The organism is Bradyrhizobium sp. TM233 (assembly GCF_036247965.1).
Classification (GTDB): Bacteria; Pseudomonadota; Alphaproteobacteria; order Rhizobiales; family Xanthobacteraceae; genus Bradyrhizobium; species Bradyrhizobium ottawaense.
In genome coordinates this window covers 130363-156711 of sequence record NZ_BTIG01000029.1, presented here as the reverse complement: position 1 = coordinate 156711, position 26349 = coordinate 130363, and the positions used below count along the sequence as shown (strand labels likewise).

The 26349-nt window shown below is 65.5% G+C and carries 31 protein-coding genes; 17 read left to right on the top strand and 14 right to left on the bottom strand.

What is annotated here, in order from left to right; genetic code table 11:
* Positions 1-96: 96 nt before the first annotated feature.
* The gene (locus AABA86_RS32325; protein WP_338309650.1) at positions 97-804 is read right to left on the bottom strand and encodes a glutathione S-transferase family protein; all 708 of its coding nucleotides are present in this window, start codon (positions 802-804) and stop codon (positions 97-99) included.
* A 200-nt stretch (positions 805-1004) separates the two neighbouring features.
* On the opposite strand from AABA86_RS32325, the gene AABA86_RS32320 reads away from it, so the two are divergent.
* Positions 1005-2120, top strand: a complete 1116-nt coding sequence (locus AABA86_RS32320; RefSeq protein WP_338309649.1) for an MBL fold metallo-hydrolase — start codon at positions 1005-1007, stop codon at positions 2118-2120.
* 29 nt (positions 2121-2149) lie between these two features.
* The gene (locus AABA86_RS32315) at positions 2150-2725 is read left to right on the top strand and encodes an SCO family protein (RefSeq protein WP_338309653.1); all 576 of its coding nucleotides are present in this window, start codon (positions 2150-2152) and stop codon (positions 2723-2725) included.
* A 32-nt stretch (positions 2726-2757) separates the two neighbouring features.
* On the opposite strand, the gene AABA86_RS32310 is transcribed toward AABA86_RS32315, so the two are convergent.
* Positions 2758-2988: a hypothetical protein gene (locus tag AABA86_RS32310; protein WP_212248380.1), complete on the bottom strand. Its 231-nt coding sequence runs from the start codon at positions 2986-2988 to the stop codon at positions 2758-2760.
* Positions 2985-3764, bottom strand: coding sequence for a sulfite exporter TauE/SafE family protein (locus AABA86_RS32305; protein WP_338309648.1), 780 nt, complete (start codon positions 3762-3764; stop codon positions 2985-2987). The genes AABA86_RS32310 and AABA86_RS32305 overlap by 4 nt, the downstream gene beginning before the upstream one ends.
* A 320-nt stretch (positions 3765-4084) precedes the next feature.
* On the opposite strand from AABA86_RS32305, the gene AABA86_RS32300 reads away from it, so the two are divergent.
* From AABA86_RS32300 to AABA86_RS32290, 3 genes are all read left to right on the top strand, one after another.
* Positions 4085-5002 (top strand): LysR substrate-binding domain-containing protein, encoded by a 918-nt coding sequence (locus AABA86_RS32300; protein ID WP_212248456.1) that lies wholly within the window; start codon positions 4085-4087, stop codon positions 5000-5002.
* Positions 5003-5105: 103 nt separating this feature from the next.
* The gene (locus AABA86_RS32295) at positions 5106-5330 is read left to right on the top strand and encodes a hypothetical protein (RefSeq protein WP_018318312.1); all 225 of its coding nucleotides are present in this window, start codon (positions 5106-5108) and stop codon (positions 5328-5330) included.
* 51 nt (positions 5331-5381) lie between these two features.
* Entirely contained in the window at positions 5382-5609 is a 228-nt protein-coding gene (locus AABA86_RS32290) for a hypothetical protein (protein ID WP_212248382.1), read from the top strand.
* Between the two features lie 142 nt (positions 5610-5751).
* Here the strand turns inward: AABA86_RS32290 and AABA86_RS32285 are convergent, their stop codons facing one another.
* Positions 5752-7272: a hypothetical protein gene (locus tag AABA86_RS32285; RefSeq protein WP_338309647.1), complete on the bottom strand. Its 1521-nt coding sequence runs from the start codon at positions 7270-7272 to the stop codon at positions 5752-5754.
* Positions 7272-7748 carry a hypothetical protein gene (locus AABA86_RS32280; RefSeq protein ID WP_338309646.1) on the bottom strand — a complete coding sequence of 159 codons (477 nt, stop codon included), beginning with the start codon at positions 7746-7748 and terminating at the stop codon, positions 7272-7274. Before AABA86_RS32280 ends, AABA86_RS32285 begins: the two co-directional genes overlap by 1 nt.
* A 41-nt stretch (positions 7749-7789) precedes the next feature.
* On the opposite strand from AABA86_RS32280, the gene uvrB reads away from it, so the two are divergent.
* Positions 7790-10801, top strand: coding sequence for an excinuclease ABC subunit UvrB (gene uvrB / locus AABA86_RS32275; RefSeq protein ID WP_338309645.1), 3012 nt, complete (start codon positions 7790-7792; stop codon positions 10799-10801).
* 116 nt (positions 10802-10917) lie between these two features.
* On the opposite strand, the gene AABA86_RS32270 is transcribed toward uvrB, so the two are convergent.
* Both AABA86_RS32270 and AABA86_RS32265 read right to left on the bottom strand, forming a co-directional pair.
* On the bottom strand, positions 10918-11304 hold the full coding sequence (locus AABA86_RS32270) for a hypothetical protein (protein WP_338309644.1): 387 nt from the start codon (positions 11302-11304) through the stop codon (positions 10918-10920).
* A gap of 138 nt (positions 11305-11442) precedes the next feature.
* Positions 11443-11679, bottom strand: a complete 237-nt coding sequence (locus AABA86_RS32265; protein ID WP_338309643.1) for a hypothetical protein — start codon at positions 11677-11679, stop codon at positions 11443-11445.
* A gap of 296 nt (positions 11680-11975) precedes the next feature.
* On the opposite strand from AABA86_RS32265, the gene AABA86_RS32260 reads away from it, so the two are divergent.
* The 6 genes from AABA86_RS32260 to AABA86_RS32235 all read left to right on the top strand — a co-directional run bounded on the left by AABA86_RS32260 (position 11976) and on the right by AABA86_RS32235 (position 17758).
* On the top strand, positions 11976-12428 hold the full coding sequence (locus tag AABA86_RS32260; protein ID WP_338309642.1) for a nuclear transport factor 2 family protein: 453 nt from the start codon (positions 11976-11978) through the stop codon (positions 12426-12428).
* A 162-nt stretch (positions 12429-12590) separates the two neighbouring features.
* Complete coding sequence (locus tag AABA86_RS32255; RefSeq protein ID WP_338309641.1) at positions 12591-14636, top strand: YadA family autotransporter adhesin; 2046 nt, start codon at positions 12591-12593, stop codon at positions 14634-14636.
* A 216-nt stretch (positions 14637-14852) separates the two neighbouring features.
* Positions 14853-15293 (top strand): nuclear transport factor 2 family protein, encoded by a 441-nt coding sequence (locus AABA86_RS32250; protein ID WP_038947455.1) that lies wholly within the window; start codon positions 14853-14855, stop codon positions 15291-15293.
* Positions 15294-15565: 272 nt separating this feature from the next.
* On the top strand, positions 15566-16483 hold the full coding sequence (locus AABA86_RS32245) for a hypothetical protein (protein ID WP_338309640.1): 918 nt from the start codon (positions 15566-15568) through the stop codon (positions 16481-16483).
* Positions 16484-16814: 331 nt separating this feature from the next.
* Positions 16815-17237 (top strand): hypothetical protein, encoded by a 423-nt coding sequence (locus tag AABA86_RS32240; protein WP_028140177.1) that lies wholly within the window; start codon positions 16815-16817, stop codon positions 17235-17237.
* A 383-nt stretch (positions 17238-17620) separates the two neighbouring features.
* Complete coding sequence (locus AABA86_RS32235) at positions 17621-17758, top strand: hypothetical protein (protein ID WP_164936752.1); 138 nt, start codon at positions 17621-17623, stop codon at positions 17756-17758.
* A gap of 39 nt (positions 17759-17797) precedes the next feature.
* On the opposite strand, the gene AABA86_RS32230 is transcribed toward AABA86_RS32235, so the two are convergent.
* From AABA86_RS32230 to AABA86_RS32220, 3 genes are all read right to left on the bottom strand, one after another.
* Complete coding sequence (locus tag AABA86_RS32230) at positions 17798-17944, bottom strand: hypothetical protein (protein ID WP_028140176.1); 147 nt, start codon at positions 17942-17944, stop codon at positions 17798-17800.
* Between the two features lie 199 nt (positions 17945-18143).
* Positions 18144-18626: a MaoC family dehydratase gene (locus AABA86_RS32225; protein WP_338309639.1), complete on the bottom strand. Its 483-nt coding sequence runs from the start codon at positions 18624-18626 to the stop codon at positions 18144-18146.
* Positions 18626-19078 carry a MaoC family dehydratase gene (locus AABA86_RS32220; RefSeq protein ID WP_338309638.1) on the bottom strand — a complete coding sequence of 151 codons (453 nt, stop codon included), beginning with the start codon at positions 19076-19078 and terminating at the stop codon, positions 18626-18628. The genes AABA86_RS32225 and AABA86_RS32220 overlap by 1 nt, the downstream gene beginning before the upstream one ends.
* 167 nt (positions 19079-19245) lie before the next feature.
* Here AABA86_RS32220 and AABA86_RS32215 point away from each other — a divergent pair, with 167 nt between their 5' ends.
* Positions 19246-19542, top strand: coding sequence for a DUF4282 domain-containing protein (locus tag AABA86_RS32215; protein ID WP_135164855.1), 297 nt, complete (start codon positions 19246-19248; stop codon positions 19540-19542).
* 149 nt (positions 19543-19691) lie between these two features.
* On the opposite strand, the gene ychF is transcribed toward AABA86_RS32215, so the two are convergent.
* From ychF to AABA86_RS32195, 4 genes are all read right to left on the bottom strand, one after another.
* Positions 19692-20789, bottom strand: coding sequence for a redox-regulated ATPase YchF (gene ychF / locus AABA86_RS32210; RefSeq protein ID WP_338309637.1), 1098 nt, complete (start codon positions 20787-20789; stop codon positions 19692-19694).
* Positions 20790-20794: 5 nt separating this feature from the next.
* Positions 20795-21400, bottom strand: a complete 606-nt coding sequence (pth, locus tag AABA86_RS32205) for an aminoacyl-tRNA hydrolase (protein ID WP_338309636.1) — start codon at positions 21398-21400, stop codon at positions 20795-20797.
* 58 nt (positions 21401-21458) lie between these two features.
* Entirely contained in the window at positions 21459-22175 is a 717-nt protein-coding gene (locus AABA86_RS32200) for a 50S ribosomal protein L25/general stress protein Ctc (protein ID WP_212248397.1), read from the bottom strand.
* A gap of 255 nt (positions 22176-22430) precedes the next feature.
* Positions 22431-22682: an accessory factor UbiK family protein gene (locus tag AABA86_RS32195; RefSeq protein ID WP_212248398.1), complete on the bottom strand. Its 252-nt coding sequence runs from the start codon at positions 22680-22682 to the stop codon at positions 22431-22433.
* Between the two features lie 166 nt (positions 22683-22848).
* On the opposite strand from AABA86_RS32195, the gene AABA86_RS32190 reads away from it, so the two are divergent.
* From AABA86_RS32190 to pgeF, 4 genes are read left to right on the top strand one after another with little or no spacing between them, the layout of a single operon-like run.
* Complete coding sequence (locus tag AABA86_RS32190) at positions 22849-23586, top strand: dienelactone hydrolase family protein (RefSeq protein WP_212248399.1); 738 nt, start codon at positions 22849-22851, stop codon at positions 23584-23586.
* A gap of 8 nt (positions 23587-23594) precedes the next feature.
* Positions 23595-24440 (top strand): prolipoprotein diacylglyceryl transferase, encoded by an 846-nt coding sequence (gene lgt / locus AABA86_RS32185; protein ID WP_338309634.1) that lies wholly within the window; start codon positions 23595-23597, stop codon positions 24438-24440.
* A gap of 20 nt (positions 24441-24460) precedes the next feature.
* Entirely contained in the window at positions 24461-25579 is a 1119-nt protein-coding gene (locus AABA86_RS32180; RefSeq protein ID WP_338309632.1) for a class I SAM-dependent methyltransferase, read from the top strand.
* Positions 25576-26343 carry a peptidoglycan editing factor PgeF gene (gene pgeF, locus AABA86_RS32175; RefSeq protein WP_338309631.1) on the top strand — a complete coding sequence of 256 codons (768 nt, stop codon included), beginning with the start codon at positions 25576-25578 and terminating at the stop codon, positions 26341-26343. Before AABA86_RS32180 ends, pgeF begins: the two co-directional genes overlap by 4 nt.
* Positions 26344-26349: the final 6 nt, after the last annotated feature.

The window sequence follows — 26349 nt, the reverse complement described above, 5'->3', positions numbered from 1 at the left end:
GGGTGGGCAAAGGCGCACTTGCGCCGTGCCCACGATCTTTCCCGACGGCATCAGGTGGTGGGCACGCTTCGCTTTGCCCACCCTACAAGATTTGCCCTACGAAACTTGCACCTCGTGCCCCGGCGATGTCCGCGCCATGCCGTCGAACGCATCGAGCAGTGTCTCGCGCCAAGCATACACCGGATCGTCCGTCTCGAGCAGCTTGAACGGGCTCACCACGCGCGCCCACTGGAAACCGCCGAACACGATGTAGTCGGCGTAGTTCGGCGCGGCGCCGCCGAGATAGGGCTGCTTCTTCAACGTCTGCCGCATCACTTCCAGCGACTTGCGGAAGGCGACCACGCCGGTGTCGCGGCTCGCCATGACCTCTTCCAGGCTCTTGCCGCCGAAGCGCGCCTCGCGCGACTTTCGGAAATAGGCAGCGTCGACCCCGGCGAGATTCTTCGGGATGTCGGCAACGATCAGCGGAAAGATGCCGCCGACGACGGCGATGTCGCCGAAGGCGTTGATCATGCGCGCCATGGCGCGGCCGCCCTCGCCGCCGAACAGCGACGGACGGTCCGGGAAATTGTCCTCGAGATAGTTCGCGATCGTCCAGGAGTCGACGACCGGTCTGTCGTCGTGCAGCAGCACCGGAACCTTCTCCGAGCCATGCGGCGCAAGCGCGCTCTTCTCGGTGAAGCGCCAGGGCAGCGATTCCGCCGCGAGGCCCTTATGCGCCAGCGCCATCCGCGTGCGCCAACAATACGGGCTGAAGGGGCGCGAGGCGTCGGTGCCGACGAGTTCGAAGAGCTTGAGTGACATCGCTGATCCAGCTGCTGTGATTGGCGATCAGAGTAGCCGTCATACCGACGAGCGCAAGCAAGCCGTCTTGCCGCCGGTGTCGGGGTGTGACCGGCGACCGGCTGCCTCGCCCGTGCCCGATTTGGCCACGGCTTGTTGAGCCGGCACCGGATTGGACCTAAGCTTGGGCATTTCCAAGCTCCGATACAGGAGGCGTTGCAATGACCAGGACCATTCAACGGCGCGATTTTCTTCTGGGCTCGGCGGCACTGGCCGGAGCTGCGGCCGCCAACGCTTTCACCTGCGTCGAGATCGCGAGCGCTGCCCCGATTGCCGTTCCAACCGTCGACAAGCTTTCGATCCGCGTGCTGGTGGATTCGAGTTTCGACCTGTTCTTCCGTCCCAAGCAGATCAACGGGGTCTCCATCACTCCGGCTGCACGCGGCGGTGATTTCCGCAAATCGCTGCACAATGAATGGGGCCTGTCGCTTTGGCTGGAATCCGAGGGCGGCGGCAATCAGCGCACGCTGATGCTCGACTACGGCTACACGCCCGACGTGCTGCTCAACAACATGGCGTTGATCGGCGTCGATCCGGCCAAGCTCAACGCGCTGATCGTGAGCCACGGCCACTACGATCATTTCGGCGGCTTGAACGGCTTCCTCGACAAGTTCCGCGACAGGCTGCCCGCCGACCTCAAGCTCTATGCGGGCGGCGAGGACAATTTCTGCCATCGCGTCACCCCGACGCCGACGCAGGGGCAATTCGCCGATTTCGGCACCCTCGACCGCCGGCAGCTTGCGGCGCAGAAAGTCACGACCGTGCTGTGCGAAACGCCGACCGTGATTGCGGATCATGCCTTCACCACCGGCAAGATCACCCGGCGCAGCGGCGAACGCGTACTGCCGAACACGCTCGTCGAGTTCGGCATCAAGGACGGGCTGGGCTGCAATGTCGGCCACTATTTGCCCGCGGAAATGGAGGGCAAGATCGTGCCGGACGAGCACATTCACGAGCACGCCACCTGCTTCAACGTGCGGGATCTCGGTCTCGTCGTGATCTCGTCCTGCGGCCATGTCGGCATTGTCAATTCGGTGAAGCAGGCGCAGGAAGTGTCGGGCATCCAGAAGGTGCACGCCGTCGTCGGTGGCTTCCATCTCGGCCCGGCGCCCAAGGACTACCTCACGCAGGTCGTGAGCGAGATCAAGGCGCTCAATCCTGACGTCGTGGTGCCCATGCATTGCAGCGGGCTCAACTTCGCACAGGAAGCCAATGCCCAGATGGAGGGCAAGGTGGTGGTGACGACGACAGGCAGCCGTCTCACCTTCGGGCTGTGATGCGGCTCGCCAGCGCCTGGCTGTACGTGATGCTGACGCTCGCCTGCGCGGGAGCGGCGCAGGCGCGCTCGGCCGCCGAGACGATGGATATCCTGATGTGGAATCGGGAGCCGGTCGGCGGACCGTTCCAGCTGATCGACCAGACCGGCAAGCCGCGCAGCGAGGGCGACTTCCGCGGGCGGCTGATGCTGGTCTATTTCGGCTTCACCTATTGCCCCGACGTCTGTCCGACCGACCTGATGGCGATCGGACAGGCGCTCGAGCAACTCGGACCGGACGCAGAGGCCGTGCAGCCCGTCTTCATCACGCTCGACCCCGAACGCGACACGGCCGAGCATCTTGCCGAATATGTGCCGCTGTTTCATCCGCGGCTGCTCGGGCTCACCGGCAGCCCCGAAGCGATCGGAGCAGCGGCAGAGGCCTACAAGGTCTATTTTGCCAGGATTCCGATCGGCAAGGGGGCCAACGACTACACGGTCGACCACACGTCCTTCATCTATCTCATGGACCGCGACGGAAAATATCTCGGCTTCTTTCCCCCGGGCACCTCGGCCGAGCGCATGGTCGAGATCATCCGGCCACGGCTTGCGGTGCCTTCGCGATAGCACTCCGGCGAGAGCCGTCGAAAGCGACGCGCTCACCGCCCGTTGGTGCGCAAGAACCTTTCGCCACCTTCCGTCACCGCGATGACGAGGCCAAGGCCTGCAATGGTCTGGCGCGCGACGTAGCCGCGATCGGCGGCGTCTTCCCAGATGGTGAGGCGCGGGCACGAGGTTTTCCAGGTCGCGATCACCTCGGCATAGGCGCGCGGCTCGCGCGCGACCCATTCGACGAAGTCCAGCACCAGCGGATCGGCGTTACTGCTCATTGCAAACCTCCCTTGTCGAAGGCGGCCAGCACTGGCGTGCGCACCATGAGCCAGCCGCCATAGGCGATGTAGTAGCAGGCGATGGTGGTGATCAGCTTGTTCGACCACGTCACGAATTGCTGGTCGGTCATGGCTTCGAGGATGCGCCGCGCCAGCGTGGTGCCGAGCATCGAGGCAAGGATGGCGACGCCGGCGAGCACGGGATCGAGGCTCGCGGCCTGGTCGATGATGCCGCCGAAATAGATCAGCTTGGTGAAATGGCTGACGAGCTGGCACATCGCCTTGGTCGCGACCTTCTCGCGCCGACCGAAATCGCCGCCGAGGAAGAAGGTGTCGAGCAGCGGGCCGGACACACCTGTCATCAGCATCAAGCCCATGCAGATCGTGCCATAGACGGTGCCCTGCCAGAGACGGTCGGGGTCCGGCTTGATGTTCGACGGCAACAGCCGCGCCATGAACGGGGTGATGCCGAGCAGCAGCAGGGCCATCGGCTTGTCCGGCACGTAGCGCGTGATCGACCAGGCCGCGAGCGCGACGGCAGCGCCGACCAGATAGTTCGCGACCGGCCGCCAGCGGATATGCGCGCGCCATAGAAACGCGCGCCAGCCGTTCGAGGCCATCTGCGTGATCGCATGCAGCACCATCGCGGTCGGCAGCGGCATCAGTGCCAAGAGCACGCCGATCAGGATCAGCCCGCCCGCCATGCCGAACAGTCCCGACAGGAACGCGGTGGCGACCATCAGCAATCCGAGGGCAGCGATCATGATGGGCGTCACGAAGGGAAACTCCTGCTGGCGAGTGAGGGACGCAACCTGTTTCACTCCCTCGCCCCGCTTGCGGGGAGAGGGTGGGGTGAGGGGGAGTCCCCGCGGGGACGGCGAAAGTGAGACTCGTGGAGAGTCCCCCTCACCCGGAATTTGCTATCGCAAATTCCGGCCTCTCCCCGCAGGCGGGGAGAGGCGAAGGCACCGGCGCCTCCCGGCAAATCAACCTGGAATTACTCTCATTCTTGTGCCTCGCTTGCCCTGTCTTCGCAAACTGAGTTATCTTGGCCTGGCCTCAGCTTTCCTGAGGGTATTGCATAAGGGTCTTGCATTTGCGGCGTCTGCTGTTTCTCAACGGCATCAAGGCATTCGAGGCGGCGGCGCGGACGGGCAGCTTTGCCGCGGCCGGGCTCGAGCTGAGCGTATCGGCGGCCGCCGTCAGCCGCATGGTGCATCTGCTGGAAGAGCGGCTCGGCGTTGCCCTGTTCGAGCGCAAGGCCAATCGCCTGGTGCTGACGCAGGCCGGCCGCGCCTATCAGAGCGGGCTGACGCCGATCTTCGATGCGCTGGCCAGCCTCACCGCGCAGGTGACGGCGCCTGCAAGCGTGCGCGTGCTCACCATCGGGGTCGGGCACACCTTTGCGATGCGCTGGCTGATTCCACGCCTGTCGGAATTTCGCAGCGAAGAGCCAGACATCGAGGTGCGCTTCACCACCGGCGGCGCGTCGGTGCCGTTCGGAGAGGACTGGAGCTGCGGCATCAAGCTCGGCACCGGCGACTGGCCCGGGCTGGTCGCCGAGCCCCTGTTCGCCGGCGATCTCACGCCGGTTTGCGTGCCCCGCCTTGCGAGCGGCCTGAAGCGCCCGGCCGACCTGAAGGGACCGAGCCTGATCCGCGTCGAGCATTCGCCGGAGGACTGGCCGATCTGGCTGAAGGCCGCGAACCTCACCCGCATCAATCCGCGCGGGCCCGAGTTCCAGTTCTACGGCCAGGCGCTGCAGGCCGCTGCCGACGGGCTCGGCATCGCCATGGGCATCCGCCCCTATATCGACGACGACCTCGCCGCCGGCCGGCTGGTCGCCCCGTTCGACCTCTCGGTGCCCAAGGGCATGCGCTGGTACCTGCTCTATCGCAGCTTCCAGACCGAGCAGCGCGACTTTGCCGCGTTCCGCCGCTGGATCATGCGCGCGGCCTCGGAACCCGCCGCCCGCCCCGTCAAGCGGACGGGCCGCGTCGTCGCCCGGAACTGACGCCGAGAGGCAAAAAAGCCTGCCGCTTGTGAACGGCTTCACATCCCGGAATCCGCAAACGTGGTCCCCTGACCCTCCGAAAAGAAACGTGGGACCGACAAGAATGACGACACTCTACGACGGCTTTGACATTGAATCCTTCGAGGCTGGCAAAGGCCTCTGGCACGCCCGCATCCGCCGCGCCGATCTCAGCCCCGTCGCCATCGACGGCGTGCTGTTTCCGGCGATGGAAGTCGGTTTCGCCTGGCCCGATCAGAACGCCGCGATTGCCGACGCCAAGCACCACATCGACCGCTTCCGCCGACGGGCCGACAGCGACGACGAATAAGCGAGCCGAACGGCGAACCAGGGACAGCGCAGCTAAGGGGGCAACCGGGTCATGTCAGTCATCGAGATCGACGACTCGTCGCGGCCGAGGATCTACACCCGCAATGTGCTGTCCAACTGCCCGGATTGCGACGGCGATCTCACGGTGCTCCGCGTGATCGGCGGCCGCGCAGGGTGCGAGTACTGGACCATGCGCTGCACCGATTGCGGCGGCATCCATCTCGACATCCTGAAGCCGCATCAGGCGGGCGAGGACGAGGGTCCGCTACCAGCCGCGTGAGGCCCCTGCCCCCGCATGACCGGCCGCTAAAGCGGAATGGCTTTGGGTTGAATCAATTGCCGCGGCTCTTTCACCTCTCCCGCTTGCGGGAGAGGGAGCGCACCTCCGCCGTTGCAACGATCCAGCCTCATCTCATCCCGCTTTAGCGGCTGCCCGCGATGCCGCCGACGAACGCCGTCGCCCGGCCGGCAATCGCCGAGGACAGTGCGCGTTCGGACAAGCCGCAGAAGAATCCGATCAGGATGGCCACGCTGCCGGCCTTCCAGAACGAACTCGCTTCGGTGTTCAGGTCGCCGATCTTGACGTTGATCGCCCCGGTCCAGAACAGCAGGCACGCGGCCATCGTGAGCACCACGACGAAAATGATGCGTAGGGGCGCATCGAGCAGCTCCTCTTCCGGCGCTGCAAGCTGCTCGAAGGTCAAATTGACCTGACGCACCGAGAACGACGCCCAGGTCCCCAGGGACGCGCCGGCGGCGGCAAGCAGGAACGACCTGTGCACATACCACCACGACGCGCAGGAGGTGACATCGTCGCACGCGCGATTCTTGACCACGACGTAGACGAGGAGGAACAGCGCGGCGAAACCAAACGACCACGCTCCGAGACGTCGTACATATCTATTGAGTATTTCCCGTGCTTCGTGCGCAATGAACTCCTGGCGCAAGCGATCGATCGCGAGTTTCGCAAGCGCCGTGTGCGGCTGCTGGAGACCGATCCGCGCGATGCCGACCAGCTTGTCGATATATTCATCGAGCATCCGCAGGCCGCGCTGTTCCTCCTTCGGGCGAGACCAGAACCGCGCGTGGGCGCGAGCGCGAATCTGGCGGCAAACCGTGGCGATGATCGTCTCGGCCCTGCTGATCTCGACATAGAGATCGCGTTGATCCTGCGTCGGCTGGTCGTTGGGTGGCGGCAATCCCTCCGCAATGCGTATCTCGAGCGCGACATTGTAGCCCGCGTCCTCGCCGGTGCCTCGTACCGGCGCGACCGTGAAAAGCTTGCGGCCAAGCCGGGATCGCTGCGCAGCGTAATAGCCACGCGTGTACGACACGTTGGCGGCGGCCGCATCGGAGGCAAGTTCCTCCGACTTCCAGAAGGTGAAGGTCTCCCTGAGCCGACCTATCACCTCGGTGCGCTGCGCGCGGCGCGTCTGCAGCCCGGGCTCCGAATAATTGGCACGCAAATCCGCGGCCTCATCGGCCGCGAGACCGTCGATCAACTCCCTCTGCGCGTCGAGATAGGCCTGTTCGGCGGGATCGGGCGCATAATTGACGACCGCGAGCGCAATCTCGCCGTCAAAGCGCGGCGGCGCTGCGTCCGCAAGTATCACGTCGGGGACGTCGGCGCTGACCCGGCCGACGATTTCGGCAGAGCGGTCCGTCGTCGCGGCCATATCGGCGGGGCCGTTGACCAATTCCTCGGCAACGGCGCGCAGGGCGGCCATCTGTGCCGCTCTGAACGCGACGCGAGCCCGCAGGATGCTGTCGCGGAGCGTGGCCCTGGCGTCAGCGGCCGCCTGCGCGGCAAGCTGATCGACCGCGCGGGCGACGTTGGCGATGATTGCGCGCTCCGGCTCGGCCGGTGCATAGGCTTGCGCCGGCGCAATCTGAAAATCGCCCGGAATTCGCGCTGGATTTCGATTTCCGATCGTAAACGCCATCACTTGTACTTTTTGTTCGGGCAATCCTTTTTGCCGCAATTGATTTGCACGCGCGGACGATTCTCATCTTCGTCGTCCGGGCGGATGATGTTCTGAAAGTATTCGTCGAAGGCGTGCGCCTGCAGCTTCGGAGACCCGGCCGCTGCTCGGCGCGCCCGGGCTTCCACCAGGGATTTCATCAAGGGTGAGGGTTCTATGCCCGGTGCGATAACGGCGGAATTGTCAAAGAGATCGCGAAGCTCGGAATACAGGAGCTCCTCATAATTGGTCAGCTTGTCGGCGCGCTTGTGCAATTCCGCGAGCAGCAAGCTCAGTGCAGGGCCCAGCATCTCCAGGTTCCTCCCCGGACCCATTAAAGTCGAGCTTTTAATTTTAATCAACCAAAAATTGAAATCGTCATCAAGCAATGGCGGGGCGCCGCGCGGCCGCCGGCCTGCTGCCAACCTGCTGTCAGCAGGCTGCATGAGGACGGTCATTCGCCCTTTATCGGGAGGCGGACTCATCCCATATTCGGCTCATGGCGAAGAAACCTGCATCCTCCGAAAAATCCGGCAAATCCCCCAAATCCAAGGCTCCGTCCAAGGCTCCGTCCAAGGCCCCGAACTCGGAGGCGCATCGGCCTGACGTGCAGCCGATCGGGCCGGCGCTGGCCGAGCTGCTCAATCCCGCGATCAATCGCGGCGACGCCGGGCTTGGATCGGGCACCGGGCTGCAGCCGCCGCCGGACAATTCGCGCGACCGCCGCTCCGGCGGCGAGGCTGCGGCACATCGCGCGCGGGCCTCGACGCCCAAAGACCTTCAAAAGCAGTTTCCGCAGGATAGTGCGCGGCCGATGCCGCTGCGGCCCAACCCGCAGCCGCCGGGCGCCCGGCAATCCACAGAGGTTGGCGGGCTGGAAGAAGCGCCGCAGGCCAATTACGGAACCGCGGCCACGATCCCGACGCTCGATCCGGAACTGGCGCGGCAGCTCGGCCTGCCCACCGAAGAGGACGATGCCGAAGCGCTGGCGCGTCCGCCGCGCAACAAGATGGAGGCGCTCGGCGTCAAGGCGACCGCGGAGGCGCTGGAGTCGCTGATCCGCGAGGGCCGGCCGGAGTTCCGCAAGAACGACGGCTCCACCAAGGTGTGGACCCCGCACCGGCCGCCACGTCCGGAGAAGTCCGAAGGCGGCGTGCGCTTCGAGATCAAATCGGAATATCAGCCCAAGGGCGACCAGCCGACCGCGATCGCCGAGCTGGTCGAAGGCGTCCAGCGCAACGACCGCACCCAAGTGCTGCTCGGCGTCACCGGGTCGGGCAAGACCTACACCATGGCGCAGGTGATCGAGAAGACGCAGCGCCCCGCGCTGATCCTGGCGCCGAACAAGACGCTCGCCGCCCAGCTCTATGGCGAGTTCAAGAACTTCTTCCCCGACAACGCGGTGGAGTATTTCGTCTCCTATTACGACTACTACCAGCCGGAAGCCTATGTCCCGCGCACCGACACCTATATCGAGAAGGACTCCTCGATCAACGAGCAGATCGACCGCATGCGCCACTCGGCGACGCGCGCGCTGCTCGAGCGCGACGACGTCATCATCGTCGCCTCGGTATCGTGCATCTACGGTATCGGCTCGGTCGAGACCTACACCGCGATGACCTTCGCGTTGAAGAAGGGCGAGCGCATCGACCAGCGCCAGCTGATCGCCGACCTCGTCGCACTCCAGTACAAGCGCACCCAGCACGATTTCACCCGCGGCACCTTTCGCGTGCGCGGCGACGTCATCGACATCTTCCCGGCGCATTATGAGGACCGCGCCTGGCGCGTGAACCTGTTCGGCGACACCATCGAGACCATCGAGGAATTCGATCCGCTCACCGGCCACAAGCAGGACGAGCTCGAATTCATCAAGATGTACGCCAACTCGCACTATGTGACGCCGCGCCCGACGCTGGTGCAGGCGATCAAGTCGATCAAGGCGGAGCTGAAGCAGCGGCTCGACCAGCTGCACGACCAGGGGCGCCTTTTGGAAGCGCAGCGGCTGGAGCAGCGCACCACTTTCGACCTCGAGATGATGGAGGCGACCGGAAGCTGCGCCGGCATCGAGAACTATTCGCGCTACCTCACCGGACGCCGTCCCGGCGAGCCGCCGCCGACGCTGTTCGAATACGTCCCCGACAACGCGCTGGTGTTCGCCGACGAGAGCCACGTCACCGTGCCGCAAATCGGCGCCATGTTCAAAGGCGACTTCCGCCGCAAGGCGACGCTGGCCGAATACGGCTTCCGCCTGCCCTCCTGCATGGACAACCGCCCGCTGCGCTTCGAGGAGTGGGACATGATGCGGCCGCAGACGGTCGCGGTGTCGGCAACGCCGAGCGGCTGGGAGCTGAACGAGAGCGGCGGCGTGTTCGTCGAACAGGTCATTCGCCCCACGGGGCTGATTGATCCTCCGGTCGACATCCGCCCGGCCCGCACCCAGGTCGACGATCTCGTCGGCGAGGTCCGCGCCACCGCGCAGGCCGGCTATCGCTCGCTGATCACGGTGCTGACCAAGCGCATGGCGGAGGACCTCACCGAATATCTGCACGAGCAGGGCATTCGCGTCCGCTACATGCACAGCGATATCGACACCATCGAGCGCATCGAGATCATCCGCGACCTGCGCCTCGGCGCATTCGATGCGCTGGTCGGCATCAACCTCTTGCGCGAAGGCCTCGACATTCCCGAATGCGCGCTGGTCGCGATCCTCGATGCCGACAAGGAAGGTTTTTTGCGCAGCGAGACCTCGCTGATCCAGACCATCGGCCGCGCCGCGCGCAACGTCGACGGCAAGGTGATCCTCTACGCCGACCAGATGACGGGCTCGATGGAGCGCGCCATCGCCGAGACCAACCGCCGCCGCGAGAAGCAGGTCGAATACAACACCGCCAACGGCATCACGCCGGAGAGCGTGAAGAAGCAGATCGGCGACATCCTCAACTCCGTCTACGAGCGCGACCACGTGCTGATCGAGGTCGGCGGCCACGACATGACCGACGACGTCATCTCGATCGGCCACAATTTTGAAGCCGTGCTCGGCGATCTGGAAACGCGGATGCGTGAGGCCGCCGCCGATCTGAACTTCGAGGAAGCCGCGCGCCTGCGCGACGAGGTCAAGCGCCTGCGCGCAACTGAGCTCGCCGTGGTCGACGATCCCACCGCCAAGCAACGCGTTGTGCAGGGCAAGGCCGGCGCCTATGCCGGCAGCAAGAAGTACGGCGACGCCGCGAATTTGCCGGTCAGCGCCATGAAGAAGAAGACCGTGGGCTCCGCACTGAAAGCCAGCGGCGGCGGCAGCGGCTCGAAGGTGCACAAGCCGCATCTCGACGAGATGCACGGCCCGGAATCGCTGCCCTATCGCGAGAACCGCGCGCTGCCGGCAAAGCCATTCGGCGGCGAGAGCCGGATCATCCAGCCGACGGACTCGAGGCAATCTGGACCGGAGTTCGGGCCGGCGCCGAAGTCGACGGGTGGGATGCCGGGAAGGCGCGGGGGGTGGAAGAAGAGGTAGCGCGGCGCATCCGCACCGGTCGTGGTTATCGATTCGGGGCTCGCCGCTTCCGCCTTCACTCTTCGAGCTTCGGCGGACAGATTGCGGCGCCCCGGAATGACGAGACAGACTCGCTCTCATCCCACGCTCGCCGTCACCACGGCCATCACCGATAGCAGCAGCACGATGGTCACGAGCTGCAGCGAGGCGACGGGCTGGGTGCGCCAGGCCGTGATCTTGTCGGACAGCGACAGATGGGCCTCGAAGAACTTTGGTTCATAGACGGTCTTGAAGAAGGCCGGGAAGCTCGGGCCGAAGGTCACCGCGAACATCGCGTGGGCGAGCGAGGCGATGGCGACGAAGATGGCGACGCCGGGATCGCCGACGAGATCGTGGTTGCCGCAGAGCTTGAGCAGGAAGGCGGCAGCGGCGAAGGTCGGGAAGCTCTGCAGGATCGCGGTCAGCGCGAGGCCTTCGAGCGCGTTGTGCAGGCGGGACTTTCTGACGGTGGCGAGGGCAGCCATGGCACGTCTCCCTGATGACATGCCGATGACGTTAGGCGCATCGGGAACGGGGTGATGTGAGATGGATCACGCGCCCTTCTTCACCTCGCCCGCTTGCGCAGAGAGGGAGCAGACTGCCGCTGCGGATCGAGGTCGCCCCTACAGCTTGCCCTGCCCGTTCACCTGACCCTGCTGCTGCCGCTGCTTGTCCTGTTCCTTGGCGTGATGCCTGCCGTAGAGGCAGCCGGCGGCGGCGCCGAGGACGCCGTGGTGGCCGGCGTAGTGACCGGCGACGCCGCCGACGACGGCGCCCTTGATGCAGCCCTTGGCGTTGGCGGCGGAGGTCGCGCCAAGCATCAGAAGCGCGACGGCGATGGCGAAAAGCGGGGCTTTCATGGATCGATGTCTCCGGATGCGATATCGGCGTCTCAACGGGCGCCGATGGGTCCGGGTTCCAACGCCCGGCGCATGGCAGGATGCGACCGCGATGTGCCCGCGGCGTCACGCAGGACGCAAAGCGCCGAGCGAATTCTTGCATGCGGAAACGCACGCAACCCGCAATTGCACCCCATGAACCGGGCATTGTGCTCGCGCGTCATACCCTGCAATCACCCTGTGATTTTGCGGATCGATGGACCCGCGAGCCGCACGATAGGCGTTTGCAAAGCACGGCCAGCGAGGGCAGGAGCAGCATGACGGTTGAAAAGCTGAACAGGCAACGCGTGCTGCATCTGCTCGACGCCTTCGCGCGCGGCGATCTCGAGGCCGCGCTGGCGTGCTGCACCGACGACGTCGACTTCCTCACCCATGCGCCCATCGACGTGCTGCCGCACCTGGTGCCGCGCCACGGCAAGGCCGAATTGCGTGCGCTCTGGCAGACGGTCTGGTCGCGCTATTCGGAGATCCGCTACAAGGCGCCCCACATCCTTGCCGAAGGCGAGGCGGTCGCGACCTACATGCAGGCCTATTTCAGGAAACGCAGCAACGACCGCATCGTGCAGTTCGACATGGCCGTGTTCTACACCTTCCGCGGCGGGCTGGTGGCGGAGATCCGCGAGATCATCGATTCCTACGATCTGGTGCAGCAGGTGTTGGAGCGCGAGATCGGGCCGCTGATCACGGGCGCGCGAGCCTATCCGGACTAGCCCCCTCGAGCCGCGCGCGACAGGTGACGGCCCGGCTGTGTCGGGCCAGCCACACTCGCCGGGCGCGTGTGCGGTCGGTGTTGCCTGATGTTCCTTGCAGGGAACATTGCAGCTAGATTCGTCCCAAGCGACCACGATTTGGTGGTCCGAGGGAGCAACACCATGTTCTTCGCGCCTCTGTGCTCGCGCTCGACCGGCGCGCGGCGCCGTGACATTGTCGCTGCCTTCATGATCGGCGCCGCCGTTGTGGCGCTCGCCTCGCTGGAGGCGATCCGCCCGGCTGCGGCGCAATTCGTCTGCGGGGGGAGCGCCACCGGCGGCGAGCCGCAGAGCGGCGCGAGTGCGACCGCCACCAACCCGCACGATACGGCCTGCGGCACCGGTGCTATCGCCACCGGCGCGACTGCGGGCGTTTCGGGCGGCGCCACGGCCTCCGGCTATGGGGCCTTTGCCATCGGCGACAACACAACGACCATCGGCAGCTTCGCGGGCACGACCGCCATCATTTCGGGCGTGACCAGCATCGGCGCCAATGCCAATTCGACCACCGGTGCCGTCGGGGCGTACTCGACGGCGATCGGCGCGGGCGCCAATCCCTCCGCCCTGGTCGAAGTCCTGTCCCGTGGAAATTACAGTGTGGCCATCGGGGGCGGCGACGGTGTCGGCGCAACCCCGGCACAGTCGTTCGGAACGCGGAGCGTGGCCATCGGTGGCAGCACCGTCGCCAACAGCTCGGACTCCACCGTGGTGGGATCCGTTTCGAGCGTCACCGGCGCGAGCAGCGGAGCGTTCGGCACCGCCAACACCGTCAGCGGCGCCTCCAGCATCGCGGCCGGCAGCAGCAACACCATCACCGGCAACAACAGCGGCTCGTTCGGCACCGCCAATACGATCAACGGCACGTCGAGCATCGCGAGCGGCAGCAGCAATTCGATCACGGGCAGCAACAGCGGCGCGTTCGGCACCTCGAACACCGTCAATACCAACGGCAGTTTCGCGATCGGCGTCTCCAACACCGTCAACGGGTCCCGCGCCATCGCCGTCGGCGTCGCCACGACCGTCCTCGGCAACAGTGCGGCCGGCGTCGGCGACACGGCCACCGCCACCGGCCGCATCGCCAGCGCGTTCGGCGCCCTCGCCAATGCCGGCGGCGGCTTCGGCAACGAGGGCACCACCGCACTTGGCGCCGGCGCCCAGGCTGGCACGGGAGCATCCGGCCAGACCTATGCCACGGCGGTCGGCGGTAATGCGCAGGCGCAAGGGGCAAATGCGATCGCGATCGGCGGCAATATCGGCAGCGGGGCCGGCTTTGCCGCCTATGCGTCAGCCAGCAATGCAGTTGCGATCGGCAACGGCTCGCAAGCAACGGGCGCGAATGCGATCGCACAGGGTAGCGGTGCGATCGCCAGCGCGAGCGACGCCGTTGCGCTCGGAACAGGTGCGCAGGCGACGGCCGTGAACGCGATTGCCCAGGGCAATGGCGCGATCGCCAGCGGTCCCAACGCGATCGCGATGGGAACGGGCGCCGTCGCCACCGGCTCCGTGGCGGTCGGAAATGCCGCCCAGGCCGCCAATGGCGGCGCGGCGTTCGGCGACTTCGCGGTGGCGACCGGCGGCACGGCCAACGTGTCGTCGTCGACCGCGCTCGGCAATTCGGCAAGTGCGACGACGGCCAATGCTGTCGCGGTCGGACAGAGCGCCACGGTCGCAGCCGCCGGCGGTACGGCCCTCGGCGCCGGCGCCGTCGTGCAGGCGGCGGCCACGAATTCCGTGGCGATCGGGACCGGCTCGGTGGCGACGGCGGCGAACACCGTCTCCGTCGGCACCGCGGGCGGCGAGCGTCGCATCACGAACGTCGCAGCCGGCATCGCCCCGACTGACGCCGTCAATGTCAGCCAGCTCAGCGGCATCACGTCCGGTTTCCAGAGCCAGCTCGGCGGACTGCAGAGCCAGATCACAACCAACCAGTTGGAGGCGCGCCGCGGTATTGCGGCCACGGCGGCTCTCGCCGTCGCCGCCACGCCGTCTGGTCCCGGCCGCACCACGGTCTCGCTCAACACCGGCTTCTTCCAGGGGCAGACCGGCGTCGGCGTCGCCGTGGCTCACCGTCTCAACCTCTCGTCGGCCATGCCGCTGATGGTGCAAGGCAGCTTCGCCAATGCGGGCGGGATGAACGTCGGTCGCGCCGGGGTGGCGGTGGAGTTTTAGGCCGCTGCGGCCCGGATTTCTCGGCGACGGGCCGGAAGATTACGGGGTTCTATTGCAAATCTCACATTTCGCCATCAATTGTGCATTGCGAAAACGTGAATTGCGTTTTGGCCGAAATCGGGTATTTTGTTCGTATACAAATGAGTTGAGCCCCATCGCCTGACTGCGCATGGGGTCGTTTTCCGTTTCCGCAAGCCAGCTTCAGGACTGCCCAAAATGACAGAGCACAGCCTCTGGCGTTTCTCGCGTGCGTTGCACCGCGCGATCAACGACCGGCATTTCGAGGACATCGAGGCCCTGATCGACGAGGACGTCGAGTGGGCACTCTACGGCCCGATCGACATGTTTCCGTTCCTCGGCGCGCGCCAGGGCAAGGACGCCGTGCTCGACGTCATCCGCCAGCTCGCCGACAATTTCCAGGTCCGCCGCTTCGACCGCGAGAGCATCATGCTGGGCGTCGATTCCGCCGCCTCGATGCTGCGTTATTCGCTGACGGCACTGGATTCCAACAAGCCGATCAGCTTGCGGGTCGCGCAGTTCGCCCAGTTCAGGGCGGGCAAGCTCACCAGCATGCGCGTCCTGATCGACACGTTCGACCTGGTCGAGCAGGCACTCGGCCGCGCCATTCATCTGCCGAAGATGACCAGCGTCGGTTGAGGGGGACGCCAACGGGCCCCGCTGTTCGGGACCGATGACAATGCCTGACACGACGTCCTGGCCTCCAGCCCCGCCGGATGCCGTCGTGCCGGAAGCTCGTCGTCGGGCGCGCGCCTCTCGCGCGGCCCGTTGGTTCGCGTCCCCCACGCGAGTTGCCACAATTTCGCAACGATAAATCCGCATTGATGCAAGCAGACCGAATGGCGCATGGTCATCACCAAGGACCGTCTTATATTGGCGGACAACGTGCGCTGGGGTTGGCGGGCAGGACGATGGAATTCTCGACAGGTTGTGGCTGGACCAGGCTGCCGGTGCTGGCGGCCGCGTTCATCTTGGGCTCTGTGCTGACGGTTTCGGCGCAGATCATTCCCCCCTTCTCCCCACCCGCGGCCGCGTCCGACGAGGCCGAGACCGAGACGGCAGAGGCCCCCGACGTCAACGACCCCGACGTGCTCAAGGGCATCGACGTCGACAAGCTCGACTGGAGTCAGCTCGCGGTCGACGCCGGCACCGGCATTGATCCCATCGCCGCCAAGAAGCGCGCCCAGGCCGCAGCCAAGGACGGCCTCGACTGGTCGTCGAATGCCAATGCGAACGGCTCCTCGGCGGTGACGGTGAAACAGTCCGTGTTCTCGTTCTGGGATACGCGGATCGGCGCCGACATGACGGTGACCAGCGAGCCGCGGACGATGTCCGAGCTGCTGGCGCAAAAGGCCACCAATGGCGGCAACCTGCCGCAATCCTCCGGCAGCGCCTGGGCGACGGCGACCGCGCCCGGCGCCGGAGTAATCTGGGACAAGACCGCGGTGGAAGCCCGCGTCGATCCCGGCTCGGAACAGAGCAAGCTCGGGGCCTCGCTGACCAAATCGGTGCCGCTGTCCGGCGACACCTCGCTGACGCTGCAGAACGGCTACAGCGTCAACCAGCAAGGCACGAGTGCGGTCCCCGGCATCGGCGGCCACATCACCCGCAATTACGGGACCGACCAATCCGCCAAGGTCACCCTCACCGACACCGGCACCAGCGTCACCGCCGGCCAGACGCTGTCGACCACCGACGACAAATGGCTGCGCAAGGTCGGCGCCGAGCAAAAGCTGTTCGACAACGTCACCGTCTCCGGCTCGGTCGGCGAGACCTCGCAGGGCGCGATCAACAAGAGCGTGACGGCGGGTTTCAAGAAGAGCTGGTAGGCCAAGCCTCTACTCTTTGCCCCTCATCCTGAGGGCGCTCCAAAGCGGCGCGTCTCGAAGGATCGAGGCCGCGCTGCGAGAGCGGGGCCGGCATGGTTCGAGACGCACGCGAAGGGGCGCGCTCCTCAGCATGAGGGGATGGGTTCCGACGCGCGTTACCGCCATTCAGACTCTCGTAACCATACGCCACGGCAAAACCCCCGAATGGTCCGCCCTTGCCGCATCTCGGCCCATTTGCGGCCCAATTCCGGCGCCCTGATGCGGGCTGCCTCACAGACGTCGTCGTGCGGGGGACACTCGCGCTGCGCTCAACGCGAACAGGGGAATAACGATGAACGCCATGCGTCCGGAAAAGACCGAAGCCGCCGAGACCGAGACGGTCGACACCAACCTCGCTGCAGTTACGGAAGTCGAAGCCGGCATCCGCGACTTCGTCCGCAACGACATCGCCTATCTGCGCCGTCCGGCGGCGACGACCACGGATGCGCCCCCGCTCGATCCGAGCGCGGAGGCCACCGTCACCAACGTCAACTCGCTGATCCAGCGCGTCGCCGGCACCTCGCTCGCCGAGATCGAGAATCTGATTTCGGAGCTCGAGAGCCTGCGTGACCTGCTGCATGCCGAGGGCCAGCGCGTCCAGCGCGAGATCTCCGGCTACGCCCAGCTCAGCCAGGCCGCGATGAAGTCGACGCGGATGATCGCCGACAACGTCGCGCAGTGGAAGCGCGCCGCCGACGGCCTGCGCAATAGCTAAGCACTGGCGCCAAGCACCACCGAGCCGCCGCGTCCCCGGAAGGGTGCGCGGCGGTTTTGATTCTGGGTGTCGTACAAGCGTAGCCGGGGGTCCGCACCCCGTTCCTCAACACAAGTGTCATCGCCCGCGAAGGCGGGCGACCCAGTATCCCAGGGCCGGCGTTGGCGGGCTCGCTCTCCCCACCTCCGCCGCGGCGTACTGGATGCCCCGGTCAAGCCGGGGCATGACGGCGGTGGGTGTGGCTGAAAAAAGGCCGCATAAGACGGTGGACGCACGTTCACACCGTCACCGTAGCCATGCGGTGCGCTATTGAACCCCCCACCCGTCCCCGACGACCAATGCCAAGCGTCCGCTTCTCTTGCGGCCGGGCCGGGGGACATTTCATGGAAAGCATTCGGCCCGACAACACGGACCCGATCTCGCTGCGGCCCGCGCCCAATCAGCTCGGCACGATCATGCTGCGCTTTGTCGGATTGCTGGTGGTTGCGATCGCGGTGCTGGCGTTCGTCTACAGCCGCTGAGGCGGGGCCGTTTTCCGGCCCCGAAAACTTAACAGATTATTACCGGCTCGCGTCGACGGCCGAGGCTTCCAGGGTGTAGGCGCCATCGGCATAGCCCTTCACCACCATGCCGGCGACCAGCATCACTGCCAGCGTCGCGGTAGCGAAGAGAAATCCGACAAGCTTGAGTGCGCCGCGATCTGCCATGGTCCTCGTCCCCTGTACTCTGCCCAATTCGTTTCAATTAGACAGCGACAGGTTCATAATTGGTTAGCAACTCGATGGTTCCGCCAACTGCTTCGCGGATAATCCATGTTGCGCAGGCTTATGGCAGCCGCCCGGAATCGCGTCCATAGCGCGCGGGCAACACTCGCGCACTCATTTGCCCGTTCATCCTGGAACAGGTCTAACCGCTCTTTGCGCGCATCGGCACGAAGGCGCTGGCGGTGATGGAATAGACCTCCTCGCCGCGCTGGTTGGTGCCGGTGGTGCGGGCGGTCAGGATGCCCCAGCCGGGGCGCGAGGCCGAGGTGCGCTTGTCGGTGACGACGTTGACGTAAGCGACGGTGTCGCCGGCGAGCACCGGCCTGATCCAGCGCAGGTCGCGAAAGCCCGGCGAGGGGCCCCACACCGCAACCTCCTCGCCGCGCGCTACGGCTTCGCGCGCCAGGCGCTGGCCGTCGGCGACAAGCAGGCTCATGCAGGCCGAGCCGACATGCCAGCCCGAGGCGGCAAGCCCGCCGAACAGCGAGTTCTTGCCCTCCTCCTCGTCGAGATGAAAACGCTGTGGATCGAACTTCGCGGCGAAATTCTTGATGGCCTCGGCCGTGAACGTATAGGCGCCGATCTCGCGGCGCTGGCCGATCTCGATGTCGTCGAAGAACCGCATCAGGCCGCCCCCTCGCGCCGCTTGATCAGGATCGGCGAGGTCATCTCGCCCAGCGCCTGGCCCTGGGCATTGCGTACGGTGCATTTGAACTTGACGATGCCGAGCTCGGAGCGGCTCTTCGAGGTGCGGGCCTCCAGCACGTCGACATCGAGTGTCAGGTCGTCACCCGGCCTGAGCGGCGAGAGCCAACGCACCTCGTCGACGCCGGGAGACCCCAGCGACGCGGCGCGGGTAATAAAACCGTCCGCCATCATCCGCATCATCAGCGAACAGAGGTGCCAGCCCGAGCCGGACAAGCCACGCAGCATGCTCTTGGCTGCTGCCTCCTCGTCCAGATGCATCGGCTGCGGATCGAACTCGGCCGCGAAGGCCAGAATCTCGTCGCGGGTGACGTGGCGCGGGCCGAATGTTCCGAACCGGCCGGGCGGGAAATCTTCGAAGGTCAGGGTCATCTTGGGATTGGCTAGCGGAAATGACAGATTGTGGCCGCACTTTGCGGCAATCTCAACCCGCCGGCCCGCATGGCTCGTGCTACATACGGGGTGGCGGCGTTGGTCTTGAGTCGGATCAACCGAGGGCCAGAGATCCATTACCAAGGCCCGATGCCCTGGGGAGAGCAATGTTTTCATTCAGCGATCTGTTTCAGTGGGACCGCTTCATCACGCCGACGATCATCAAGACCTTCTATTGGCTGGTGATCGCGCTGATCTGCCTGTTCGGCCTCTCCGGCATCTTCTCAGGGCTGGCTGCGATGGCGATCAGCCCGTTCGGCGGCTTCCTGGTGCTGCTGTCGTCGATCGCGAGCGTCGTCGTCGGAATCGTGTTCTCGCGCATCCTCGCCGAGCTGATCCTGATCGTCTTCCGCATCAACGAACATCTCGGCGCCATCCGCGACCAGGGCAGCGGGATGCGGTGAGGCTCTCGTGTCCCGGACGCGGCGCGGCATGAAATGACGCGACGCAGAGCCGGGACCCATGCATCCACAATTCGAAGCTTCTGGGCCCCGGCTCTGCAGCGCACCGCTGAAGAAGCGTTGCGCTGCGTCCGGGGCACGAGATTCAGCCCTTACGTATTGAACCGGAAATGCATCACGTCGCCGTCGGCGACGACGTATTCCTTGCCTTCGAGGCGGAGCTTGCCGGCATCGCGCGCGCCGGCTTCGCCGCCCAACGCGACGTAATCCTCGAACGCAATCGTCTCGGCGCGGATGAAGCCCTTCTCGAAATCGGTATGGATCACGCCGGCCGCGCCCGGCGCCTTGGTGCCGCGGTAGATGGTCCAGGCGCGCGCTTCCTTCGGGCCCACGGTGAAATAGGTGATGAGGTCGAGCAGCGTGTAGCCGGCACGGATCAAGCGATCGAGACCGGCCTCTTCAAGGCCCAGCGTCTCCAGGAAGTCGGCGCGTTCCTCACGCGAAATGGTCGCGATCTCGGATTCGATCTTGGCCGAGATGACGACGGCAACCGCGCCTTCCTTGGCGGCCTGCTCCTGCACCGCCTTGGAGAACGAATTGCCTGACGCGGCCGAGCCTTCCTCGACGTTGCAGACGTAGAGCACGGGCTTTGACGACAACAGGCCGAGCATGCCGAAGGCGCGCTCCTCCTCCGCCTTGCGCTCGACGAGGCGCGCGGGCTTGCCCTCGCGCAGCAGCACCAGGGTGCGGTTGACGAGGTCGAGCTGCTCCTTGGCGTCCTTGTCGTTGCCCTTGGCCTTCTTGGTGAGGTTGTCGACACGCTTCTCGAGGCTATCGAGATCGGCGAGCATCAACTCGGTCTCGATGGTCTCGATGTCGGCGAGCGGGGCGATCTTGCCCTCGACATGGGTGATGTCGGAATCCTCAAAGCAGCGCACGACATGCGCGATGGCGTCGACCTCGCGGATGTTGGCGAGGAACTGGTTGCCGAGACCTTCGCCCTTGGAGGCGCCGCGGACCAGCCCTGCGATGTCGACGAAGGTCAGCCGGGTCGGGATGATCTGTCCCGACTTGGCGATCGCCGCGAGCTTGTCGAGCCGCGGATCGGGCACCGCGACCTCGCCGACATTCGGCTCGATGGTGCAGAACGGATAGTTCGCGGCCTGCGCCGCGGCCGTCTCGGTCAGCGCATTGAACAAGGTCGACTTGCCGACATTGGGCAATCCGACGATCCCGCATTTGAATCCCACGAGCGTTATTCCTTGCCGTTGTCGTCCTTGGTCAAAAATCCCTTCGCCTGCATGGCGAGATGCACCCTGTTGGCGAAGGTCGCATCCGTGCCCTTGGCGAGCAGTGCGGCGTGCTCGGCCACCGCCTCGCGCAGCGTCGTCACCCAGTCGTTGTCGGCCTTGGCGAAGTCCGACAGCACGTGGCCGTGCACCAATTCCTTGACGCCGGGATGACCGATACCGAGCCGGACCCGGCGATAGTCGTTGCCGATATGCGCCGAGATCGAGCGCAGGCCGTTATGGCCGGCGATGCCGCCGCCGATCTTCACCCGCACCTTGCCCGGCGGCAGCTCGAGCTCGTCATGAAACACAGTGACGTCGCCCATGGCGATCTTGAAGAAGCTTGCGGCTTCCTGCACGGCGCGGCCGGAATCGTTCATATAGGTCGTGGGCTTGAGCAGGATCACGCGCTCAGTGCCGAGCGTGCCTTCCGAGGTCTCGGCCTGAAAACGACGGCGCCATGGTGCGAAACCATGACGCCGCGCGATCTCATCGACGGCCATGAAGCCGATATTGTGCCGGTTACGTGCGTATTTCGCGCCGGGATTGCCGAGCCCAACAAAGAGTCGCATGACGCGGCGCGCCCCTCGCTCGGCGCGCGATCAGAGACCGCGCGCCAGCTTTGAGAGATTACTTCTTCTTGTCGCCGCCGGCCGGAGCCTTGGCAGCCGCCGCCGGAGCAGCAGCACCCGCAGCCGGAGCCGCAGCGCCAGCCGCCGGAGCTGCCGCAGCAGCGCCAGGAGCTGCAGCCGCAGCCGCGGCCTTCTGCTCTTCGGCGTAGCCGGACGGCGGCACGATGGTGACGAGCGTCGCGTCCTCGCGGGTCAGCGCCTTCACGCCGGCCGGCAGCTTGATGTCAGCCAGATGCAGGGAGTGACCGATTTCGAGCGAGCCGACGTCGGCCTCGATGTACTGCGGAATGCTCTCGACGCCACATTCGAGCTCGATCGCATGGGCGACGATGTTGACGGCGCCGCCGCGCTTCACGCCGGGCGAACCTTCTGCCCTCACCACGTGCAGCGGAACGCTGATGCGGATGGTGGCACCTTCGCCGAGCCGCATGAAGTCGACATGGATCGGGAAATCCTTGACCGGATCAAGGTGGTAGTCGCGCGGAATCACCCGGTGCTTCTTGCCGTCGAGATCGATGTCGACCAGCGTGGTCAGGAACCGGCCGGCGAGGATACGCTGGCGCAGTTCACGATCGTCAACCGAGATCGGGAGCGGGGGTTGCTTGTTACCATAGATCACTCCGGGCACTTTCCCGGCGCGACGCTCAGCCCGGGCGGCCCCCTTGCCGCTCTTCGGACGTGCGGTCGCCTTCAATTCCTTGACGGTCGTCGCCATGTCGTTAAGTCCTTGTTTTTGCAAAAGTTAATGGGCCGCAGCGCGGCCCATGGCATCGTTCGCAGCAAGCCTCCAGGGGTGCGGGGGCCACGAACTGGCGGGCTTTTACCCGGAAGATGCGGAAATGACAAGGAGAATGGGCTGCCGGGCGGCACGGAGTAGCCCCGGATGGAGCGGAGCGAAATCCGGGGGACTTGCGCAACAGGCGAGACTGACCGGATTGCGCTCCGCTCCATCCAGGCTGCGGGACCGGCTCTACCCGCCGAGCTTGGCCTCCAGCGCCGCGAGGCGCGCCTTCAGCGCCTCGTTCTCCTCGCGCGCCAGGCGGGCCATGTCCTTGACCGCCTCGAACTCCTCGCGCTTGACCAGATCCATGTCGCGCAGGAATTTTTCGGCCTGGGTGCGCATCACCGTGTCGAACTCGCGCTTGACGCCCTGGGCCGCGCCGGCGGCATCGTTCATCAGGCGGCCGATCTCGTCGAAAAACCGGTTGTTGGTCTGGGTCATTTCGGCCTCCTGAAGCTCCGATAAACTTTGCGCGAACGCTCCGAAACACAATGGCAATCCGATTGGGCCGGTTCAAGGCCCGATCGGCGGTATCCTTGTCATGCCCCGGTTTCCTTGCAATCGTATTCAACGTCCCTGCATAAGAAGAATCACAAGGCGACAAGAGATGATCGACCAGCAGATCGCGATCCCCACCAGGGACGGCCACACCGCAACTTTCATCAGCCATCCCGAACGCGGCGGGCCGTTTCCGGTTATCCTGTTCTACATGGACGCGCCGGCGATCCGCGAAGAGCTGCGCGACATGGCGCGCCGGCTCGCGACCTCGGGCTATTACGTGATGCTGCCGAACCTCTATTACCGCTCCGGCGTGATGGAGCTCGGCGCGCTGCCGGCCGATCCCAACGCGCCGGAGCGCAAGCGCATGTTCCAGCTGATGGGCTCGCTCACCATTCCCATGATCATGGACGACACCAGGGCGCTGCTCGCTTATGCCGAGGGCCAGGCGGCCGCGAACACCAGACTGGTCGGCACCGTCGGCTATTGCATGAGTGGCCGCTACGCCATCAACGCCGCCACGCATTTCCCTGACAGGGTCAAGGCGGCCGCCTCGGTCTACGGCGTGCAGCTGGCAACGGATCAGGCCGACAGCCCGCACCTGGCTGCGGCTAAGACCAAGGCCGAACTCTATTTCGCCTGCGCCGAGACCGATGTCTACGCGCCGCCGGAGGTTATCGAGAAAGTCAAAGAAGGCATGAACGGCGCGAAAGCCGAGGTCGAGATCTATCCCGGCACGCATCACGGCTTCGCCTTCCCCAAGCGCCCGGTCTATGACCGCGACGCCGCCGAGCGGCATTGGGAGCGTCTCTTGGCGCTCTATCGCCGCAATCTCGTCCAGATATAGAAGGCGAGATGCAGCTTCTTCTCATCGACTTCCCCGCCTTCAAGCCGATCGCGCTCGAGATCGGACCGTTCGCGATCCGCTGGTACGCGCTGGCCTATATCTGCGGCATCGTGTTCGGCTGGCTCTATGCGCGCTCGCTGCTGAAGAAGGAGCGCCTGTGGGGCGGCCCCGCCCCGATGTCGCTGCTGCAGATCGACGACTTCATCCTGTGGGTCACGCTCGGCATCATTCTCGGCGGCCGTACCGGCTACGTGCTGTTCTACAACCTGCCTTTCTTCATCGATCATCCTGCCGCGATCTTCCGATTGTGGGAGGGCGGCATGTCCTTCCATGGCGGCTTCCTCGGCTGCGTCGTCGCGGTGATGTGGTTCGCCTTTCGCAATGGCATCTCGATCCTGTCGCTCGGTGACATCACCACCGCGGTCGCCCCGGTCGGGCTGCTGCTCGGGCGCATCGCCAACTTCATCAACGGCGAATTGTGGGGCCGCGCCACCGATGCGAGCCTGCCCTGGGCGATGATCTTCCCCAACGATCCAACGCAGCTGCCGCGCCATCCGAGCCAACTCTACGAGGCCGGCATGGAAGGCATCCTGCTGTTCACCGTGCTCGCGGTGATGATCCGGCTCGGCGCGCTGAAGCGGCCGGGCATGATCCTCGGCGCCTTCATCCTGATCTATGGTCTGACCCGGATTGCCGGCGAGCACTTCCGCGAACCGGACGCGCAGCTCGGCTTCCTCTGGGGCGGATTAACCATGGGCATGCTGCTGTCGATCCCGATGCTTATCGTGGGCGGCATACTTATTGTATTGGCAGTCAGGCGCGCTGCGCCGAAGCCCGCAGGGGCCATTCGTTAATTCCTTTCGAGAAGATAGCCGTGACCGAACAGCCGCTGCTCAACGAAATCAAGGCGCTGATCAAATCCTCGGGCCCCATGCCGGTCTGGCGGTACATGGAACTGTGCCTGATGCATCCGCGCCATGGCTATTACGTTTCGCGCGACCCGCTCGGGCGTGAGGGCGACTTCACCACCGCGCCCGAAGTCAGCCAGATGTTCGGCGAGTTGCTGGGACTATGGACCGCCTCGGTGTGGAAGCAGATGGGCTCGCCGCAATTCCTGCGGCTGATCGAGCTCGGCCCCGGCCGCGGCACCATGATGGCGGACGCGTTGCGCGCCCTTCGCGTGCTGCCGCCGCTCTACCAGGCGCTTCATATCCACATGGTCGAGGTCAATCCCGTCTTGCGCGAGCGGCAGAATGCGACGCTGTCGGGCGTGCGCAACATCGCCTGGCACGACAGCATCGACGACGTGCCTGAGGGACCGAGCATCATCCTCGCCAACGAATATTTCGACGTGCTGCCGGTCCACCAGATGGTCCGCCACGAAAACGGCTGGCACGAGCGCGTGATCGAGATCGACGGCAACGGAAGACTGCAATTCGGCGCGGCGTCCGAACCGACGCCACGCTTCGACGTGCTGCTGCCGCCCTTGGTGCGCGCCGCGCCCGTCGGCGCCGTGTTCGAATGGCGGCCCGACGGCGAGATCATGAAGCTCGCCACGCGCGTGCGCGACCAGGACGGCGCCGCGCTGATCATCGATTACGGCCATTTGCGCAGCGATGCCGGCGACACGTTCCAGGCGATTGCGCGCCACACCTTCGCCGATCCCTTGAAGGCGCCGGGCCAGGCCGACGTCACCGCACATGTCGACTTCCAGGCGCTGGCGCGCGCGGCCGAGGATCTCGGCGCGCGCGTGCACGGACCGGTGACGCAAGGCGACTTCCTCAAGCGGATCGGCATCGACACAAGGGCTGCCGCCTTGATGCAGAAGGCAACGCCGGAGGTCGCCACTGACATTTCGATCGCCCTCAAGCGGCTGACCGACACCGGGCGCAGCGGCATGGGCTCGATGTTCAAGGTGCTCGGCATCTCCGAGCCGCGGCTGACAGGCATTGCCGGCCTCAGCGATCTCGAACAGGCCGGAGGCGATTCATGACGCTGTCTTCGTCACTGCTGTCCGCCGTGCCCGGACTGCGCCACTCATTCTTCACCCGCGAGGGAGGTGTCTCGGGAGGCATCTACTCCGCGCTGAACGGCGGCCTCGGCTCCAATGACGACCAGACCCTTGTCGCGGAAAACCGCCGCCGCATGGCCGAGCACGTCGGCGTCGCGCCGGAGCGCTTCCTCAGCCTGCACCAGATCCATTCGCCCGACGTACTGGTCGCCGAGGCGCCATGGCCGAACGGGCCGAGGCCGAAGGGCGATGCGCTGGTGACGAACACGCCCGGCATTGCACTCGGCGTCTCCACCGCCGATTGCGGGCCGGTGCTGTTCGTCGACCCCAATGCGCGCGTGATCGGCGGCGCGCATGCGGGGTGGAAGGGCGCGCTGACGGGCGTGCTGGAAGCGACGATTCTGGCGATGGAGAAACTCGGCGCCACGCGCAGCGGCATCATCGCCGCGATCGGCCCCTTGATCCGGCAGGAGAGCTACGAGGTCGGCAACGAGTTCGTCGTGCGCTTCATCGAGGCCGATGCCGACAACGCGATGTACTTCATCCCGTCGGCGCGCGAGGGACACGCAATGTTCGACCTTGCCGGCTTCATCCGCAAGCGGCTGGAGGCCGCCGGCATCCTGATGATCGACGATCTCGGCGTCGACACCTACGCCGACGAGCGCTTCTTCAGCTATCGCCGCTCGGTGCATCGCAAGGAGCCGGATTACGGCCGCCACGTCCACGCGATCGCGCTGGAGGGGTGAACACAA

Coding starts and splice junctions, on each gene's coding strand:
- AABA86_RS32265 (WP_338309643.1), bottom strand. CDS start 11,679: ATGAAAGCCCCGCTTTTCGCCATCGCCGTCGCGCTTCTGATGCTTGGC.
- AABA86_RS32270 (WP_338309644.1), bottom strand. CDS start 11,304: ATGGCTGCCCTCGCCACCGTCAGAAAGTCCCGCCTGCACAACGCGCTC.
- AABA86_RS32290 (WP_212248382.1), top strand. CDS start 5,382: ATGTCAGTCATCGAGATCGACGACTCGTCGCGGCCGAGGATCTACACC.
- AABA86_RS32235 (WP_164936752.1), top strand. CDS start 17,621: ATGGAAAGCATTCGGCCCGACAACACGGACCCGATCTCGCTGCGGCCC.
- AABA86_RS32195 (WP_212248398.1), bottom strand. CDS start 22,682: ATGACCCAGACCAACAACCGGTTTTTCGACGAGATCGGCCGCCTGATG.
- lgt (WP_338309634.1), top strand. CDS start 23,595: ATGCAGCTTCTTCTCATCGACTTCCCCGCCTTCAAGCCGATCGCGCTC.
- AABA86_RS32200 (WP_212248397.1), bottom strand. CDS start 22,175: ATGGCGACGACCGTCAAGGAATTGAAGGCGACCGCACGTCCGAAGAGC.
- AABA86_RS32220 (WP_338309638.1), bottom strand. CDS start 19,078: ATGACCCTGACCTTCGAAGATTTCCCGCCCGGCCGGTTCGGAACATTC.
- AABA86_RS32295 (WP_018318312.1), top strand. CDS start 5,106: ATGACGACACTCTACGACGGCTTTGACATTGAATCCTTCGAGGCTGGC.
- AABA86_RS32320 (WP_338309649.1), top strand. CDS start 1,005: ATGACCAGGACCATTCAACGGCGCGATTTTCTTCTGGGCTCGGCGGCA.
- AABA86_RS32315 (WP_338309653.1), top strand. CDS start 2,150: ATGCTGACGCTCGCCTGCGCGGGAGCGGCGCAGGCGCGCTCGGCCGCC.
- AABA86_RS32190 (WP_212248399.1), top strand. CDS start 22,849: ATGATCGACCAGCAGATCGCGATCCCCACCAGGGACGGCCACACCGCA.
- uvrB (WP_338309645.1), top strand. CDS start 7,790: ATGGCGAAGAAACCTGCATCCTCCGAAAAATCCGGCAAATCCCCCAAA.
- AABA86_RS32250 (WP_038947455.1), top strand. CDS start 14,853: ATGACAGAGCACAGCCTCTGGCGTTTCTCGCGTGCGTTGCACCGCGCG.
- AABA86_RS32280 (WP_338309646.1), bottom strand. CDS start 7,748: ATGACCGTCCTCATGCAGCCTGCTGACAGCAGGTTGGCAGCAGGCCGG.
- AABA86_RS32310 (WP_212248380.1), bottom strand. CDS start 2,988: ATGAGCAGTAACGCCGATCCGCTGGTGCTGGACTTCGTCGAATGGGTC.
- pgeF (WP_338309631.1), top strand. CDS start 25,576: ATGACGCTGTCTTCGTCACTGCTGTCCGCCGTGCCCGGACTGCGCCAC.
- pth (WP_338309636.1), bottom strand. CDS start 21,400: ATGCGACTCTTTGTTGGGCTCGGCAATCCCGGCGCGAAATACGCACGT.
- AABA86_RS32245 (WP_338309640.1), top strand. CDS start 15,566: ATGGAATTCTCGACAGGTTGTGGCTGGACCAGGCTGCCGGTGCTGGCG.
- AABA86_RS32255 (WP_338309641.1), top strand. CDS start 12,591: ATGTTCTTCGCGCCTCTGTGCTCGCGCTCGACCGGCGCGCGGCGCCGT.
- AABA86_RS32230 (WP_028140176.1), bottom strand. CDS start 17,944: ATGGCAGATCGCGGCGCACTCAAGCTTGTCGGATTTCTCTTCGCTACC.
- AABA86_RS32325 (WP_338309650.1), bottom strand. CDS start 804: ATGTCACTCAAGCTCTTCGAACTCGTCGGCACCGACGCCTCGCGCCCC.
- AABA86_RS32260 (WP_338309642.1), top strand. CDS start 11,976: ATGACGGTTGAAAAGCTGAACAGGCAACGCGTGCTGCATCTGCTCGAC.
- AABA86_RS32225 (WP_338309639.1), bottom strand. CDS start 18,626: ATGCGGTTCTTCGACGACATCGAGATCGGCCAGCGCCGCGAGATCGGC.
- AABA86_RS32240 (WP_028140177.1), top strand. CDS start 16,815: ATGAACGCCATGCGTCCGGAAAAGACCGAAGCCGCCGAGACCGAGACG.
- AABA86_RS32215 (WP_135164855.1), top strand. CDS start 19,246: ATGTTTTCATTCAGCGATCTGTTTCAGTGGGACCGCTTCATCACGCCG.
- AABA86_RS32285 (WP_338309647.1), bottom strand. CDS start 7,272: ATGGCGTTTACGATCGGAAATCGAAATCCAGCGCGAATTCCGGGCGAT.